This window comes from Streptomyces sp. NBC_00525 (assembly GCF_036346595.1).
GTDB lineage: Bacteria > Actinomycetota > Actinomycetes > Streptomycetales > Streptomycetaceae > Streptomyces.
Genome location: NZ_CP107834.1, coordinates 6,356,907 through 6,371,218 on the forward strand (window position 1 = coordinate 6,356,907; position 14,312 = coordinate 6,371,218).

Here is a 14,312-nt window from a genome sequence, read left to right on the forward strand (position 1 = left end):
CTAGGATGCTTGTGATCTTCATTCCGGGGGGAAACATGAAATCCGTACGCTCCGTCGGCGTCTGTGCCCTGCTGGCTCTCCTGGCGGCCTGCGGCGGCAACACGCCGGCTCCGGAACCGAGCCCCTCCGCACCGCCACCGGTGTCCCTGGATCTGAAGTCGGTCAGCGCACCGGAGGACACCGAGCTCGGACTGGCGCTCGATCTGTCCAACGAGGGGCGCGAGCTGCGGGAAGTCGTTGTGCGGGTGCGCGTCGGCTCGCTCCGCGGCGGTGACCCCGCGCCGAAGATGAAGGAGAAGAAGGAAGGCGGGGGATGGCGGAGTGTGGCGCTCGAGAAGGACGGGAAGGGCTTCACCGGTACGTACCGGATCGACCTCCCGCGCGGTGACACGCTCAGGTTCGTCGGCATCACCCCGCGCGTGAAGCCCCGGATCGAAGGGGACGAACTGCCGGTGGACGTCACCGTGCTCGACGGTTCCCGCACACTCGCGCGCGAACGGCACGCAGTGCGGCCGGCCACCCTGGCGCTGATCAGCGACACCCCGGACAAGCAGCCCGCGCCACTGGGCCGGGGCACCTGGACGGAAGTCACGTACACCGTCGTCAACCACTCGCTCACGGCCTACCCGCAGGCGAAGGTGCGGGCGGATTTCATGGCCTGTACGGTCCATGCGCCCGTACCGCAGCCGTGCTCGGGAGCGGAAGCGCACGGCGTCTCCGAGGATCTGCGTGTCCAGTACTACGACGGTGCCCGCTGGAAGGATGTGTCCGCGTCGGACGGCGCCAGCCTTCTCGCCGGCGTGTTCATGCCGCTGGGTGAGTTGCCCGCCGACTCCGAGCGCGCCTTCCGGCTCAGGTTCACCGGAACCGGCGAGCTGGACGGCGAGAGCGCGCTGCTCACGCTTGACGCATGGGTCGTCGGGCAGGCCGCCGGAGCGTCGAAGGGCTCCATGGACCAGGCCCCGAATGTGACCTTCGCGCTGCGCTGACCCTGCGGGGAGCGCTTTCGGCAGCGGTGGCCGAAACGTACCGTGGTCTTGTCATCACCCGCTGTTTGCACATAAGTTGACCGCTTGCGACATGTCCTACAGCCAGTGGGGGAGCCACGTCATGGCCGCGACCGGACGGCACCGCAGATACCAGCCGAGCCGCATCAACCGCGCTTCGCTCACCGTCACGGCAGGAGGCGCGGGTCTCGCGCTCCCGCTGCTCGCGGCCGCGCCCGCGGGCGCCGCCTCGGCGGACGTGTGGGAGAAGGTCGCCGCGTGCGAGTCCACGGGCAACTGGCACATCAACAACGGCAACGGCTACTTCGGCGGCCTCCAGTTCACCCGCTCGACCTGGGCGGCGTACGGCGGCACCGAATACGCTCCGCGCGCCGACCTCGCCACCAGGGACCAGCAGATCGCCGTGGCCGAAAAGGTCCTGGAGAGCCAGGGCCCCGGCGCCTGGCCGGTCTGCTCCGACAGGGCGGGCCTCACCCGGGGCGGCGACTCGCCCGACATCAGCCCGCAGAGCGAGCACACGGCCCGCGTGACGACGCCCGCGAAACCGGGCACCTCGACGAGTTCCCGTACGCCGCAGACCAAGCGGACGACCGCCGCGGCCACGCCCACCACGGTGCCGGGCGTGCGCGAGTCGTACACCGTGACGCCCGGCGACTCGCTCTCCGGCATCGTCGCCGATCAGCACCTCAAGGGCGGCTGGCAGCGGCTGTACGAGGCGAACCGCGCGGTCGTCGGCGACGATCCGGACCTGATATTCCCCGGCCAGCGGCTGACCCTCGACGGGAAGGCCAGGGCCACCGCCAAGCCCGCTCCGAGAACGACCCCCAAGGCCGAACCGAAGCCGACCCGCGAAGCCACGGCGCACCAGCAGCGGCAGAAGCCGCAGACCAAGCCGCAGCCCAGGAAGACCCAGCCGCAGAAGGCCGACTCCCGCAAGACCGAGTCCCACGCCAAGTCGGAGTCCCGGGCGAAGACCGAGACGCCCAAGAAGACTCAGCCGCAGAAGACCGAGTCGCACAAGACGCCGGCGCACAAGCCGCAGCCCCGCAAGACCGAGCACGTGCAGAAGCACAGCTCGCTCACCGCCCCCGTCGCGGCCGGCACCGGCACGCCGTACCACCAGTCGGGCGCGTCCTGGTCCAGCGGCTACCACACCGGCGTCGACTTCCCCGTGCCCACCGGTACGTCCGTGAAGGCGATGGCCTCCGGCAAGGTCGTCTCGGCCGGCTGGGCGGGGTCGTACGGCTATCAGATCGTCATCCGGCACAGCGACGGCAAGTACAGCCAGTACGCGCACCTGTCCTCGCTGCTCGTACGCGGGGGCCAGCAGGTCAGCGGCGGTCAGCGGATCGCCCGTTCCGGCGCCACCGGCAACGTCACGGGACCGCATCTGCACTTCGAGGTCCGTACCGGCCCCGGCTACGGCTCCGACATCGACCCGCTGGCCTATCTCAGGGCGGGCGGCGTCAAGGTCTGAACGCCGCCGCCTCCGTCACCGGTGTCCCCGGCGGCGGAGGCGGCGCCCGAGGGCGTGGCGGCCCGGTGCCCGGCGCCCGGCGGGCGGCCGAACTCCACCCGGCGGCCCAGCCGTTCCAGCGGCATCCACAGGGGCAGCGCCGGATGCGGCAGGGTGCCCGCCGGGGCCGGCAGGTCGGCGGGCCCGGCGAGCTCAGTGGCCTTCGCGCCCACGGCGGCCGGCAGCACGGCACGGAACGACGGCAGCTCGGGCGCGGCGCCATCCACCACCCCGGCGTCCTCCGCCGGCTCGGCGTCCGCCGCCACCGGGACCGCGGCCTCCCGCGGCTCCGACGCCAGACGCTCCGCGCCCATCCGCTCCGTGGTCAGCATGATCAGCCCGCCGGCCGCGAGCACTCCGCAGGCCAGCGCGAGCACCGTGCCCATGGCGCCGTGCCGGAACTGCTCACCGAACAGCGTGATGCCGACGGCCGCCGCCACCACCGGGTTCACCACCGTCACCGTGGCCAGCGGGGCCGTGAGCCCGGCCCCCCGGTACGCCGCCTGGGACAGCAGCAGACCGGCGCCCGCCAGAGCGGCGATCACCAGCAGGGTCGGCAGTCCGGAACCCACGGAACCGGCCGTCCACTCCATGGCCACGGTCTTCGTGTACACCGACGCGATCCCGAACGCGACACCCGCCGCCCCGGCCAGCACCACACTGCGCACCACCGGCCGGCGCATCGCCCGCGACAGCAGGACCAGCGCCGCCACCGCGCCGAAGGTCACGACGGCCAGCATCAGCCGCTGCGGCCCGCCCAGACTGTGCGCGTCGGCGCTGCCCGTCAGCGCCAGCAGTCCGGCCAGCCCCACCGTCGCCATCACCGCGCCGCGCCACGCCGTCGCCCCGGCCCTGCGGCGTACGAACAGGGCGGCCATCGGCAGCGCGAAGACGATCGTGAGCGCCCCCAGCGGCTGGACGAGGCTGAGCGGCCCGTACGCCAGCGCCACCACGTGCAGCACGGCACCCAGGCCGTTCAGGCTGACCGCCGCCCACCACACCCGGTCGCGCAGCGGGGCGAGCGAGCGGCCGTCGGAGGCCGTGGCCACCCGCTCCTGGACGATCGCCCCGGCCGCGTAGGCGACCGCGGAGACCAGTGACAGCAGCACGGACAGCGCAAGGGAACTCATGTACACCACGATCCCCTTTTCCAGCCGCCGCGTCGTCGTCCCTGAGACGGCGATCCGGCGTACTGCTTTGGTAGTACGGAAGCGGTTCGGGTGTCCTCCTCCTGACGGTAGTCCTCATCGCCGCCGACGTCAGAAGGATCACTTCCGGCGCCGGCGGCCGGGCCCGCGTCAGGCGGGAAGAGCGGGATCGATCGCCTCGGCGACGCTCGGGAACACCGGGACCGCGCTGCCGAGTCCCAGGACGGAGATGAGCCGCTCCATGAACACGGAGGGCGCGGCGAGCCGCAGCCGGGGACCGAGAGCCGTCTGCCCCTGGAGCAGCACGTTCACCGTCGTGGAGTCGGCGAAGCTCACCTCGGCGAGATCGACGACGACCGGTGCGATGCCCTCCCGCGACGCGTTCTCCAGCGCCGCGCCGAGAAGACCGACGTTGTCGATGTCGAGGTCACCGGATACCGAGAGCACCAACGCTCCGCGTTCGTGCCGTGGGACGATCTGCATGGCGCGGCCGGCGCTGGGCGGTGGAAGCACGTTCACCTCGTGATGCACTGGACGGCGGGGGGCCGCCGCACGGAACGGACGATGGGATGCGGCTCCGTCCCTGTTCGCGGCGGGAACGCTCAACGATAGAAGTAACAGTTGCCATTTGACAACATTCTCCGTGGGGCAACAATCTGTACCGAACGATCAACGTGAGCGCCCGGTCGAACGGCGCCTTCGGAACGCGGAAGCAGGGGCGTGCATGAAGCTAGGCGCTGTCCGCGACATCGTCGCGGAGCCGGGCGACGGCATTTCCCTCGCCCCCGATCCGCTGCGCCGCCGCCGACCGGAAGGCGGTGAGCCCCACGGCGAGAGCCGCCACCTCGGAGGGCTGCATCCGCTCCAGCACAGCGGTCAGTTCCCGGGTGCGAATCACCCGGTACTCCTCGAGAAGCTCCCGGCCCTGCCGGGTCAGCCGGAGTTCGACCTCCCGGCGGCTCGTCGGACTCGGGTCCCGCTGCACCAGGCCCATGGCCTCCATCCGGTCGCAGAGCCGGCTCACCGAGGGCGCGCGCGAGCCGAGCGCCTCGCCCAGCGACCGCAGATTGCTCCCTTCCTGCTGCTCGATGACGAGCAGCGCGCGAAGCTGGGAGGGGGAGACCCCACCGAACGTCGCGGCCTCCTGGCCGCGCCCCCACAACACCTCCAGAAGCTCGGAAGCGGCACAGACCTCCTCGGACACCTGTGCAGGGCGGTGAGGGAGTCCGGTGCGGTGGGGCATTCTTCCACTCTGTCACCCATAGCGTGCTCCTGTCAGCCTGGCTCCGCTTCCGCCACCCACCGAAGAATGGGCGAAACAGCGTGACTGCCCCCACGGACATCGAACGAGCGCTCCGCGCGGCGCCGCCGTACGCCCTGGTGGAGACGGTGCGCGACATCCTCGTGACGTCCTACGGCGCGCTCACGGTCCAACTGCTCCTGGCCGACTACGGGATGACCGTGCTCAGCCCGGTCGACCCGGCCGACGGGCCCGCCCAGCCGCTCTCCCTGCACAACAGCACGCCGGGCCGCGCGTTCGGCAGCCAGCGCCCGCACCAGGGCAGGACCGGCCCGGACGACGCGGCCGACCACCACTTCCCGGTCACCGTCCGCGGCGAACGCCTCGGCATCCTCACCGTCCGGCTGCCCTCCGCGCGCTCCACCCCGCAGGTCATGGACGACCTCGTCCATGTGGCCGATCTCCTCGGGCACGAGATCGTCGTCGCCGAACGCGACACCGACCACTACCAGCGGGCCCGGCGCACCACCCGCCTCACCCTCGCCGCCGAGATGCAGTGGCAGCTCCTCCCGGCACGGTCCTTCACCGCCGCCGAGTACGCCATAGGCGCCCAGCTCGAACCCGCCTACGCCATCCACGGCGACAACTTCGACTGGGCGGCGGAGGGCGACCGGCTCAGCGTCGCCGTGACCAACGGCATGGGCGAGGGCATCCGCGCATCCCTGCTCACCAACCTCGCCGTGAACGCGCTGCGCAACGCCCGCAGGGCCGGGATCGGCATCGCCGACCAGGCCGCCCTGGCCGACCAGGCCATCTACGACCAGCACCGCGGCGCCGCCCACGTCTCCACCCTGCTCCTCCGCTTCGACCTGCCCACGGGATCGGTCGAGGCCGTGGACGCGGGCTCCCCGCAGCTGTGGCGGCTGCGCGGCCGCACCGTCACCCGGGTCGACCTCGACGCCCAGCTCCCGCTCGGCATGTTCGAGGAGTCGCAGTACGTCGTCCAGCACCTCCGGGCCCGGCCCGGCGACCGGCTGCTGCTCGTCAGCGACGGGGTGTACGACGCGGTCTCACCGCTCGGCGAGACCTTCGCGGAACGGGGCCTGCCCAGGGCCGTCCTCGCCACCCGGTTGCTGCCCGCGGCGGCCGTGCCCGGCGCGGTCCTGCGGGAACTCGCGGAACACCGGGCGTCGGACACCCTCGACGACGCCCTGGTCATGTGCATCGACTGGTTCGGCCGGCCGGACACCCGGGACTGAGCCCGCCGCCGGCCACGGCCCCGGAGCAGCCGGAGCGCCCCGGCCGGCTCAGCTGCTCAGGGTGAACTCGGCGCGGATGCGCTTGCCCACCGGCACCCGCTCGGCCGTGACGCGATCGCACAGGGCCACCACGATCTCCATGCCGTGCCCGCCGAGACGGCTCGGGTCGGGGGCGTAGAAGACGGGCAGCGCGCTGCTGCTGTCGTACACCGTGATGCTGATCCGCTCCGCCGTGCCCTCCAGCTCCAGCAGATACGGGCCGTGGCTGTAGCGGTCTGCGTTGGTCACCAGCTCGCTGACGGCGAGCATCAGGTCGTTACGGGTGTGGGTGCCCAGCACCGCCATCCACTCGGACACCAGCCGGGCCAGAAAGCGGTCGGCCAGTGCCCGCGCCTGGGAGATGCACCCCGGTTCGCCGTCGAACACCTCGGCGCTGTGCAATGCCTCCGTGGGCGGACAACTCCGCGTGGAGTCGTCCGGCCGGGAGATCGCCTGTTCGTTCATGTGCTCCAGCCAGGGCGCAGCGGGGAGGTCTCAGACCTCTTTCCTGTGATCGTGTACCCGCGTCGGGAGATCCCACTCCCGTGCGTCATCAGCGAATATTACGCGCGACCCGGAAGCCGCACCACGGTGACGAAGAAGTCGTCGATCTGGCGGACGGCCGCGATGAACTGGTCCAGGTCGACGGGCTTGGTCACATAGGCGTTGGCGTGCAGCTTGTAACTGCGCAGGATGTCCTCCTCGGCCGACGACGTCGTCAGCACGACGACCGGGATCAGCGCCAGTTCGGGGTCCTGCTTGATCTGCTCCAGCACCTGGCGGCCGTCGTACTTCGGCAGGTTCAGGTCGAGCAGGATCAGGTCCGGGCGCGGGGCCCCGGTGTGGGCGCCCCGGCGGTAGAGGAAGTCCAGGGCCTCCTCGCCGTCGCGCACCACATGGAGGGTGTTGCGGATCTTGTTGTCCTCGAACGCCTCGCGCGTCATCAGCTCGTCGCCCGGGTCGTCCTCGACGAGCAGGACCTCGATGGGCTCTACGGGGGTGTTCACGTGGCGTCTCCGGAAGTCTCGGTGGGGGGTGCGTCGTCGGCGGTGGTCTCCGCGGGCGCGGGGTCGGCGGGCAGCGAGAAGTGGACCCGCGCCCCCCGGCGGGACTCCGGATCGAGCCAGATCCGGCCGCCGTGGAACTCGACGATCTTGCGGCACAGGGCGAGGCCGATGCCCGTCCCGTCGTACTCGTCGCGGCCGTGCAGCCGCTGGAAGATGACGAAGACCTTCTCGGCGAACTCGGGCGCGATCCCGATCCCGTTGTCCGCCACGGTGAAGTGCCAGTCGTCCCCGTCCCGCTCGCAGCCGACCGTGATCACGGACGGCTCGCCGGGCCGGCGGAACTTCACGGCGTTCCCGATCAGGTTCTGCCACACCATCGCGAGCGTCGTGGGGTCACCGGTGATCTCGGGCAGCGGGGTCTCCCGCACGACCGCGGTCCCCGACTCCTCGAGCACCAGCGCCAGATTCGCCAGCGCCCGGTCCAGGGCCCCGTCCAGATCGACCGGGGTCCAGCCGTCGTGCACCCGGCCGACCCGCGAGAACGTCAGCAGGTCGTTGATGAGCACCTGCATACGCTTGGCGCCGTCCACCGCGAAGTCGATGTACTGCTTGCCGCGGCCGTCCAACTCGTTCCCGTACCGCTTGTCCAGCAGCTGGCAGAACGAGGCCACCTTGCGCAGCGGCTCCTGGAGGTCGTGCGAGGCGACGTACGCGAACTGTTCCAGCTCCGAGTTGGACCTGCGCAGCTCCACCGTCTGCTGCGCGAGCACGTCCTCGCGCTCCTGCGCCGCGTCCAGCTCCGCCACCAGCCGGCTGCGCATGTCCTCGACGGCCGCGGCCACCGCCCGTACGTCGGACGGCCCCCGCACCTCGATCCGCTGCCGCCGGTAGCGGCCGGAGCGGACCCGGCGGGACGCCTCGGCCAGGGCGTTCAGCGGCCGGCCCACGGTGCGCTGCAACAGCACGCTGAGCGAGACCACGCACAGCGCGAACACGACCAGCAGCGCGACGAGCACCCGGTCGCGGGTGTGCCGGGCGTCGTCCAGCTGACCGCGCACCCGGTCGCGCGCCGAGTCCAGATGGGCCTGCTGCGTGCCGTACAGCCGCCGCAGCTCGTCGAAGGCGGTCTTGCTCCCGGTGACCCTGGCGGACGAGCGCGCCCCGGGGCCGTCCTTCCGCACCTGGGCGATCAGCGGGTCCGCGTGCACCCGGCGCCACTCCGAGGCGGCCGCCGCGATCCGGTCCAGGTCGCGGGCGTAGGGCTGGTCGTCGCCCACGGCGGAGCGGACGCGGGCCAGCCGCTCCTTCTCCTCCTTCTTGCCCGCGGCGAACGGCTCCAGGAACGAGACGTCCCCGGTCAGCGCGAAGCCGCGCACCCCGGTCTCCTGGTTGAGCAGCGCGCTCTGCAACTCGAAGGAGGCGGCACGGGCCGGCTGGATGCGGTCCACCAGCTCGGTGGTCCGGTCCGAGATCCGGGCCAGCACCAGGCCGCCCGCGACCACACAGCCGCAGACCACGAGGACGAAGGCGCCCAGGACCAGATGGACCCAGTTCTGGACCGACAGCCGCGCCCACCGTCCGGCGGGCCGTGCGGCGGTGTCCGGTATCTCACTGCTCATGCGCGACGCTTCTCCACCCCAGATGCAGTACGGCGACGTCGTCGGCGAGACCCCCGTGCGGCGCGGCCGCCTCCGAGGCCCCGGCGACCAGCGCGTCGACGAAGGGACGGGCGGGCAGTCCGGCCAGCTCGCGGGCCATGTCGAGCAGCCCCTCCTCGCCCAGCCGGGTGTGCGGCCCGGTGCGCCCCTCGAAGAGGCCGTCGGTGAACAGGACGAGCCCCGCGCCGGGCGTCAGCTCCACATCGGTGACGGACCACTGGCCGTGACCGGGGAGCAGCCCGAGCGCCATGCCGCCCTCGGGCTCCACCCACTCGACCTCGGTGCCGCGGCGCAGCAGCAGGCCCGGATGACCGGCCCGCACCACGCTGACCCGGTCGCCGCCGGGCGGGAAGGCCAGCGAGGTGACCGTCGTGAAGACATGGGGGTCGGAGCGCTCGGCGACCAGGATCGACTCCAGCAGTCCGAGCTGCTGGAGGGCGTCGGTGCCGCACAGGACGGCGGTGCGCCAGGCGACCCGCAGGCACACCCCGAGCGCCGCCTCCGCCGCGCCGTGCCCCGACACGTCCCCGATGACCGCCCACACCGTGCCGTCGGCCGTCTGGACCACGTCGTAGAAGTCACCGCTGAGCAGCCCGTGCGCGCGGCCCGGCTCGTAGCGGGCCACGGCCTGGAAGCCGTCGTCCTTCAGCAGCGGGACCGGCAGCAGCCCGCGCTCCAGGCGGGCGTTCTCCTGCGCCATCAGCTGGTTGGCGCGCAGCGCGGACGCGGCCCGCTCGACCTGCTTGCGCTGGAGGGCGTACCGGATGGCGCGGGCGAGGGCCTGCGGATCGAGCAGCCCCTTGGTGAGGTAGTCCTGCGCGCCGGTGGCGACGGCGGCCAGCCCCGCGTCGGCCTCCGCGAGGCCGGTGAGCACCACGATCGCGGCGTCCGGGGACGTCTCGACGATCTGGGTGACGGCGCGCAGCCCGTGCACGTCGGGCAGGTGCAGGTCGAGCAGCACGCAGACGGGCGCCCGGTGCGAGCGCAGGAAGGCCAGCGCCTCGGACAGGGTCTTGCACCAGGTCAGCGTCGGGTCCAGCTCGCCGTCGGCGAGCATCTCCTCGACCAGCAGCGCGTCACCCGCGTCGTCCTCGACCAGCAGAATCGTGCCGCTGACGTCCCACACGGAATCCCGGCCGTCCGGCGCGGACGCCGTCTGGAGGGGAAAGGCTCCCGGTATGGGTGGTCGGGCCGGGGCGCCCATGCGCATCTCAGCCACGTTTCACCCTCTCCTCACCCCGAGCGGACCGCCCGCCGGTGAACCCGCAGCATATGTGAGCGGACGACGCCGCTCCGACGACGGGCGTCGTGCGGCGCTCCTTCGGCCACACTCCGCCGGTGCGTGGCCGATTCGCGAGGGTGAGGAAGCGTCCGGGCCGGGCAGGCGCGTACCCGGCCCGGAGGGGGATCAGGCTTCGACGGACATTCCCGCCCGCAGCCGCTTGACGATCCGGGCCAGCAGCCGGGACACATGCATCTGCGAGACGCCCAGCTCCGCGCCGATCTGCGCCTGTGTCATCTCCTCGCCGAAGCGCATCTGGACGATGCGGCGCTCGCGCCCGTCCAGCTTCTCCAGCAGCGGCGCCAGCGTGTGCAGGTTCTCGACGGTCTCCATACCGGGGTCGGCCTCGCCGAGCACATCGGCGAGCGAGCGCTGCTCGTTGCCGGAGTCGGTCTCCGCCGTGGGCGTGTCGAGCGAACCGGCCGAATACCCGTTGGCCGCGACCAGCCCCTCGATGACCTCTTCCTCGGACAGGTCGAGATGGCCGGCCAGCTCGGCCACCGTCGGATCGCGGTCGAGCCGCGCCGACAGCTCCTCCTTCGCCTTCGCGAGGTCCACCCGCAGCTCCTGGAGCCGGCGCGGGACGTGCACCGCCCAGGTGGTGTCCCGGAAGAAGCGCTTGATCTCGCCGACGATGTAGGGGACGGCGAATGTGGCGAACTCCACCTCGCGCGAGAGGTCGAAGCGGTCGATGGCCTTGATCAGGCCGATGGTGCCGACCTGGATGATGTCCTCGGTGTCGTCGCCGCCCCGGTTGCGGAAGCGCGAGGCCGCGTAGCGCACGAGCGAGAGATTCATCTCGATGAGGGTGTTGCGCGCGTACTGGTACTCGTGCGTCCCCTCCTCCAGCGTCTGCAGCCGGTCCAGGAACATCTTCGACAGGGCGCGGGCGTCCTTCGGGGAAACCTTTCCGGTGTCCTCGATCCACGGCAGCTCCGCAGTGTCCGCACCGAGCGGTGCGCCGTCCTGCTCCATGAGCGTGCACGCCTCGCCGGGGACCGCGCCGGTCTGCTCCCTCGTGGTCGCCATGATGTGTCGCCCCTCCTTGTCGCCGAGTGCTTCGCACACCGCCTGCCCCGGATGCGCCGGAGCATGCGCGACGGACCGAGACTTTTTCGCACCCGCCGTATCCGACCCCCGTGCCACCCGAATGGAGCAGGTCGCGGATCATGGCAGACTTGACCGGGGCGTTCGGCCCGCAGTGAGGCCGGCGGCACGAGTACAGAGGAACGGCGATGACGGTGACAGAGGACGGCCCCGAGATCGTGGCCGGGACCGAGGAGTTCGGTCCCGGTATCGACCCCGAGCGGCTCGCCGTCTGCCTGAGCGTGCTCGACGAGCTCGACACCATTGAGATCGATCACCCGGACGCCATCGCGGTGCGCCGGGCGACGGCCGGTGTCTACCGGACCGTGAAGCAGCGCCGCCGCCAGGAGCGGCGCGCCGCCAAGACCGCGCACGACAAGGCGGTGACCGAGGCCACCGCCACGGGTTCGGCCGAACGCATCGACGACGAGACGCAGGGCGTCCTGCCCTCGTCGTCCGCGGCCGGCGAGATCGCGGGCATCCTCCAGCGCCCCCGGTCCTGCTACGTGTGCAAGACGCGGTACGTGGAGGTGGACGCGTTCTACCACCAGCTCTGCCAGGACTGCGCCCGCACCAACCGCGTCCGCCGCGACGCGCGCACCGACCTGACGGGGCGCCGGGCCCTGCTGACCGGCGGCCGCGCCAAGATCGGCATGTACATCGCGCTGCGGCTGCTGCGCGACGGGGCCCACACCACGATCACCACGCGCTTCCCCAACGACGCGATCCGCCGCTTCAAGGCGATGGAGGACAGCGCCGACTGGATGCACCGCCTCAAGATCGTCGGCATCGACCTGCGCGACCCGGCCCAGGTGGTGGCGCTCGCCGACTCGGTGGCCGCCGAGGGCCCGCTGGACATCCTGATCAACAACGCGGCGCAGACGGTCCGCCGCTCCCCGCAGGCGTACAGCGAACTGCTCGCGGCCGAGTCCGCCCCGCTGCCCGCCGGTGAGCTGCCCGCCGCCGAGGTGATCGGCACCTTCGGCAGCGGCAGCGTGGACCGGGTCGCCGCCCTGCCCGCCGCGCGCACGGAACTGCTCAGCGCCCAGGAGGTCACGGACCTGGCCCTGGTCAGCGGTTCCGCGTCGCCCGCCCGGATCGCGGCGGGCACCGCGATCGACGCGGGCGGTCTCGTACCGGACCTGCACCACACCAATAGCTGGATCCAGACAGTCGACGAGGTCGAGCCGATCGAACTGCTCGAAGTCCAGCTCTGCAACTCCACCGCGCCGTTCATCCTGATCAGCCGACTGCGCCCGGCCATGGCGGCCACGGCGGCCCCGTACTCCTACGTGGTCAACGTCTCCGCCATGGAAGGCGTGTTCGGCCGCGGCTACAAGGGCGCCGGGCACCCGCACACCAACATGGCCAAGGCCGCGCTGAACATGCTGACCCGCACCAGCGCGCAGGAGATGTACGAGAAGGACGGCATCCTGATGACCGCCGTCGACACCGGCTGGATCACCGACGAGCGACCGCACCCGGACAAGATGCGGCTGGCCGAGGAGGGTTTCCACGCTCCGCTCGACCTGGTGGACGGTGCCGCCCGCGTCTACGACCCGATCGTGCGCGGCGAGGCGGGCGAGGCGCTGTACGGCTGCTTCCTGAAGGACTACGCCCCCGCCAACTGGTAGGGGAGCGGGGCGCGGACGCCCCACCGTGCGAAGGCCCGGCCGGGATGTTTTCCTGGCCGGGTCTTTTCGTATGCGGTGGCTGAAAGTGACTCATAGCACACGTTCCATCGAGCGCGGATGCGCTCATTTGGTTACTCTGATGCGAACGGACGCCATCGAGGAGTCCACGAAACCCTCCTCGACCGTCCTGGGACAGGCTTGTCAACCAAGTCACCGTCCCGCCCCGTACCCGGCGCCACCGCGACCGAGCTGTTCCTGCCCCCGCCCCGCATGGGCGGCTGATTCCCGGCCATGAGAACCGGAGCGTCGGTGACGCCCCGGGGCCATGTGACACGAAGGAGTGCGCGGTGACGACACCGGAAATGACGAAGCAAGAGGAGCGACCGGCCGAACGGCCCGGAAAGCCGGGACGCGGCGACAAGCTCCAGAACATCGACGTCTGGGCCAGGTCCGCGCCGATCCGGCTGGCCGGCTACGAGGACGACCTCGCCGAGCCGCACATCCTGCCCGGCATCGACTGAGCCTCGCGACGGGCTGTGGCCCGCCCTCCCGGCCGGGGGGCGGGCCACAGCCCGTCGTCGTGCGCGCCGCCCCTCAGAACACCCCGCGCGCCACCGCCGCCCCGGCGAACGACAGCCCGAGACCGGCGCCGACGGTGAGCAGGAGATAGCTCGCCGCCAGGCCCAGCCGGCGGGCCGAGTTCAGGGTGAGCAGCTCGTAGGAGAACGTCGACCAGGTGGACAGGGCCCCGCAGAAGCCGGTGGCCAGCAGCAGGTTCAGCCGGGTGCCCAGGTCGCCGTCGGTCGCCGCCTCCGCGACGAACCCCAGGATCAGGGCCGCACCCGCGTTGGCCGCGAACGTGCCCCAGGGGAACACGCTGTGCAGGCGGAACTTCGCGTCGACGCCGAGGAGATAGCGCAGCGGCGCCCCCACCAGACCGCCGGCCAGGACGAGCAGCCAGTCGGTCATGACGCCTCGCCCCGCGCGCCGTAGGACCGGCCGAAGGCGAAGTGCGCCGCGAACGCCCCCGCCGTCACGGCCGCCAGCGCCGCCACCACCGTCAGCACCAGACAGCCGGTCGCATAGCCCGGCTGATGGTTCTCGAACAGCTGCCGCACATTGTCCGTGTAGTGCGAGAACGACGTGAAGCCGCCCAGCACGCCGGTGCCAAGGAGCGGGCTGATCAGCCGGGGAGCGCCGGGGAAGCGCAGTTTCAGGGTGACCATCAGGACCCCCATCAGAAAGCACCCCACCGTGTTCACCAGCAGGATCGTCCAGGGGAAGGCGTAGGTCCCGGTCGGCCACAGGCGCTCCGCGCCGTACCGGGCGGCGGCCCCCGCCGCCCCGCCCACCGCGACGGCCGCGACGACCGGGAGCTGTACGCCCGGATGGTGATCGGGGTGACTGCGCAGGTGCAACCGCATCTTCTGGGCCAT

15 protein-coding genes are annotated in these 14,312 nt (G+C 71.7%); 5 read left to right on the plus strand and 10 right to left on the minus strand.

All coding sequences use genetic code 11. The features are described from left to right. Window positions 1-35 precede the first annotated feature (35 nt). Window positions 36-989 carry a hypothetical protein gene (locus OG710_RS27845; protein ID WP_330241794.1) on the plus strand — a complete coding sequence of 318 codons (954 nt, stop codon included), beginning with the start codon at window positions 36-38 and terminating at the stop codon, window positions 987-989. 121 nt (window positions 990-1,110) lie between these two features. After that, window positions 1,111-2,484, plus strand: a complete 1,374-nt coding sequence (locus tag OG710_RS27850; protein ID WP_330241795.1) for a transglycosylase family protein — start codon at window positions 1,111-1,113, stop codon at window positions 2,482-2,484. Here the strand turns inward: OG710_RS27850 and OG710_RS27855 are convergent. From OG710_RS27855 to OG710_RS27865, 3 genes are all read right to left on the minus strand, one after another. Continuing rightward, window positions 2,454-3,662: a DMT family transporter gene (locus tag OG710_RS27855; protein WP_330241796.1), complete on the minus strand. Its 1,209-nt coding sequence runs from the start codon at window positions 3,660-3,662 to the stop codon at window positions 2,454-2,456. The genes OG710_RS27850 and OG710_RS27855 overlap by 31 nt on opposite strands. Window positions 3,663-3,821: 159 nt before the next feature. After that, window positions 3,822-4,154 (minus strand): STAS domain-containing protein, encoded by a 333-nt coding sequence (locus tag OG710_RS27860; RefSeq protein ID WP_330242360.1) that lies wholly within the window; start codon window positions 4,152-4,154, stop codon window positions 3,822-3,824. 247 nt (window positions 4,155-4,401) lie between these two features. Continuing rightward, complete coding sequence (locus OG710_RS27865; RefSeq protein ID WP_330241797.1) at window positions 4,402-4,914, minus strand: MarR family winged helix-turn-helix transcriptional regulator; 513 nt, start codon at window positions 4,912-4,914, stop codon at window positions 4,402-4,404. Window positions 4,915-4,994: 80 nt separating this feature from the next. Between OG710_RS27865 and OG710_RS27870 the strand changes: the two genes are divergently transcribed. Next, entirely contained in the window at window positions 4,995-6,170 is a 1,176-nt protein-coding gene (locus OG710_RS27870; protein WP_330241798.1) for a PP2C family protein-serine/threonine phosphatase, read from the plus strand. A gap of 48 nt (window positions 6,171-6,218) precedes the next feature. On the opposite strand, the gene OG710_RS27875 is transcribed toward OG710_RS27870, so the two are convergent. From OG710_RS27875 to OG710_RS27895, 5 genes are all read right to left on the minus strand, one after another. Beyond that, window positions 6,219-6,674 carry an ATP-binding protein gene (locus OG710_RS27875; RefSeq protein WP_330241799.1) on the minus strand — a complete coding sequence of 152 codons (456 nt, stop codon included), beginning with the start codon at window positions 6,672-6,674 and terminating at the stop codon, window positions 6,219-6,221. A 98-nt stretch (window positions 6,675-6,772) separates the two neighbouring features. After that, the gene (locus OG710_RS27880) at window positions 6,773-7,216 is read right to left on the minus strand and encodes a response regulator (protein WP_018523055.1); all 444 of its coding nucleotides are present in this window, start codon (window positions 7,214-7,216) and stop codon (window positions 6,773-6,775) included. Further along, window positions 7,213-8,835, minus strand: coding sequence for a sensor histidine kinase (locus tag OG710_RS27885; RefSeq protein ID WP_330241800.1), 1,623 nt, complete (start codon window positions 8,833-8,835; stop codon window positions 7,213-7,215). Before OG710_RS27885 ends, OG710_RS27880 begins: the two co-directional genes overlap by 4 nt. After that, window positions 8,825-10,084: a SpoIIE family protein phosphatase gene (locus OG710_RS27890; protein WP_330242361.1), complete on the minus strand. Its 1,260-nt coding sequence runs from the start codon at window positions 10,082-10,084 to the stop codon at window positions 8,825-8,827. Before OG710_RS27890 ends, OG710_RS27885 begins: the two co-directional genes overlap by 11 nt. Window positions 10,085-10,282: 198 nt before the next feature. Next, complete coding sequence (locus OG710_RS27895) at window positions 10,283-11,131, minus strand: RNA polymerase sigma factor SigF (RefSeq protein ID WP_330242362.1); 849 nt, start codon at window positions 11,129-11,131, stop codon at window positions 10,283-10,285. Between the two features lie 260 nt (window positions 11,132-11,391). Between OG710_RS27895 and OG710_RS27900 the strand changes: the two genes are divergently transcribed. Next, window positions 11,392-12,876, plus strand: a complete 1,485-nt coding sequence (locus tag OG710_RS27900) for an SDR family NAD(P)-dependent oxidoreductase (protein WP_330241801.1) — start codon at window positions 11,392-11,394, stop codon at window positions 12,874-12,876. 362 nt (window positions 12,877-13,238) lie between these two features. Then, a complete protein-coding gene (locus tag OG710_RS27905; protein ID WP_330241802.1) occupies window positions 13,239-13,397 on the plus strand; it encodes a hypothetical protein in 159 nt (52 codons plus the stop codon). Window positions 13,398-13,470: 73 nt separating this feature from the next. On the opposite strand, the gene OG710_RS27910 is transcribed toward OG710_RS27905, so the two are convergent. Both OG710_RS27910 and OG710_RS27915 read right to left on the minus strand, forming a co-directional pair. Continuing rightward, window positions 13,471-13,845 carry a fluoride efflux transporter FluC gene (locus OG710_RS27910; protein ID WP_330241803.1) on the minus strand — a complete coding sequence of 125 codons (375 nt, stop codon included), beginning with the start codon at window positions 13,843-13,845 and terminating at the stop codon, window positions 13,471-13,473. After that, complete coding sequence (locus OG710_RS27915) at window positions 13,842-14,312, minus strand: fluoride efflux transporter FluC (protein ID WP_330241804.1); 471 nt, start codon at window positions 14,310-14,312, stop codon at window positions 13,842-13,844. Before OG710_RS27915 ends, OG710_RS27910 begins: the two co-directional genes overlap by 4 nt.

Excerpts from the sequence above, each read along its gene's own strand:
- OG710_RS27915 (WP_330241804.1), bottom strand. The coding sequence starts at position 14,312 with ATGGCCCAGAAGATGCGGTTGCACCTGCGCAGTCACCCCGATCACCAT.
- OG710_RS27860 (WP_330242360.1), bottom strand. The coding sequence starts at position 4,154 with ATGCAGATCGTCCCACGGCACGAACGCGGAGCGTTGGTGCTCTCGGTA.
- OG710_RS27905 (WP_330241802.1), top strand. The coding sequence starts at position 13,239 with ATGACGAAGCAAGAGGAGCGACCGGCCGAACGGCCCGGAAAGCCGGGA.
- OG710_RS27875 (WP_330241799.1), bottom strand. The coding sequence starts at position 6,674 with ATGAACGAACAGGCGATCTCCCGGCCGGACGACTCCACGCGGAGTTGT.
- OG710_RS27845 (WP_330241794.1), top strand. The coding sequence starts at position 36 with ATGAAATCCGTACGCTCCGTCGGCGTCTGTGCCCTGCTGGCTCTCCTG.
- OG710_RS27865 (WP_330241797.1), bottom strand. The coding sequence starts at position 4,914 with ATGCCCCACCGCACCGGACTCCCTCACCGCCCTGCACAGGTGTCCGAG.
- OG710_RS27890 (WP_330242361.1), bottom strand. The coding sequence starts at position 10,084 with ATGCGCATGGGCGCCCCGGCCCGACCACCCATACCGGGAGCCTTTCCC.
- OG710_RS27900 (WP_330241801.1), top strand. The coding sequence starts at position 11,392 with ATGACGGTGACAGAGGACGGCCCCGAGATCGTGGCCGGGACCGAGGAG.
- OG710_RS27895 (WP_330242362.1), bottom strand. The coding sequence starts at position 11,131 with ATGGAGCAGGACGGCGCACCGCTCGGTGCGGACACTGCGGAGCTGCCG.
- OG710_RS27885 (WP_330241800.1), bottom strand. The coding sequence starts at position 8,835 with ATGAGCAGTGAGATACCGGACACCGCCGCACGGCCCGCCGGACGGTGG.
- OG710_RS27850 (WP_330241795.1), top strand. The coding sequence starts at position 1,111 with ATGGCCGCGACCGGACGGCACCGCAGATACCAGCCGAGCCGCATCAAC.
- OG710_RS27910 (WP_330241803.1), bottom strand. The coding sequence starts at position 13,845 with ATGACCGACTGGCTGCTCGTCCTGGCCGGCGGTCTGGTGGGGGCGCCG.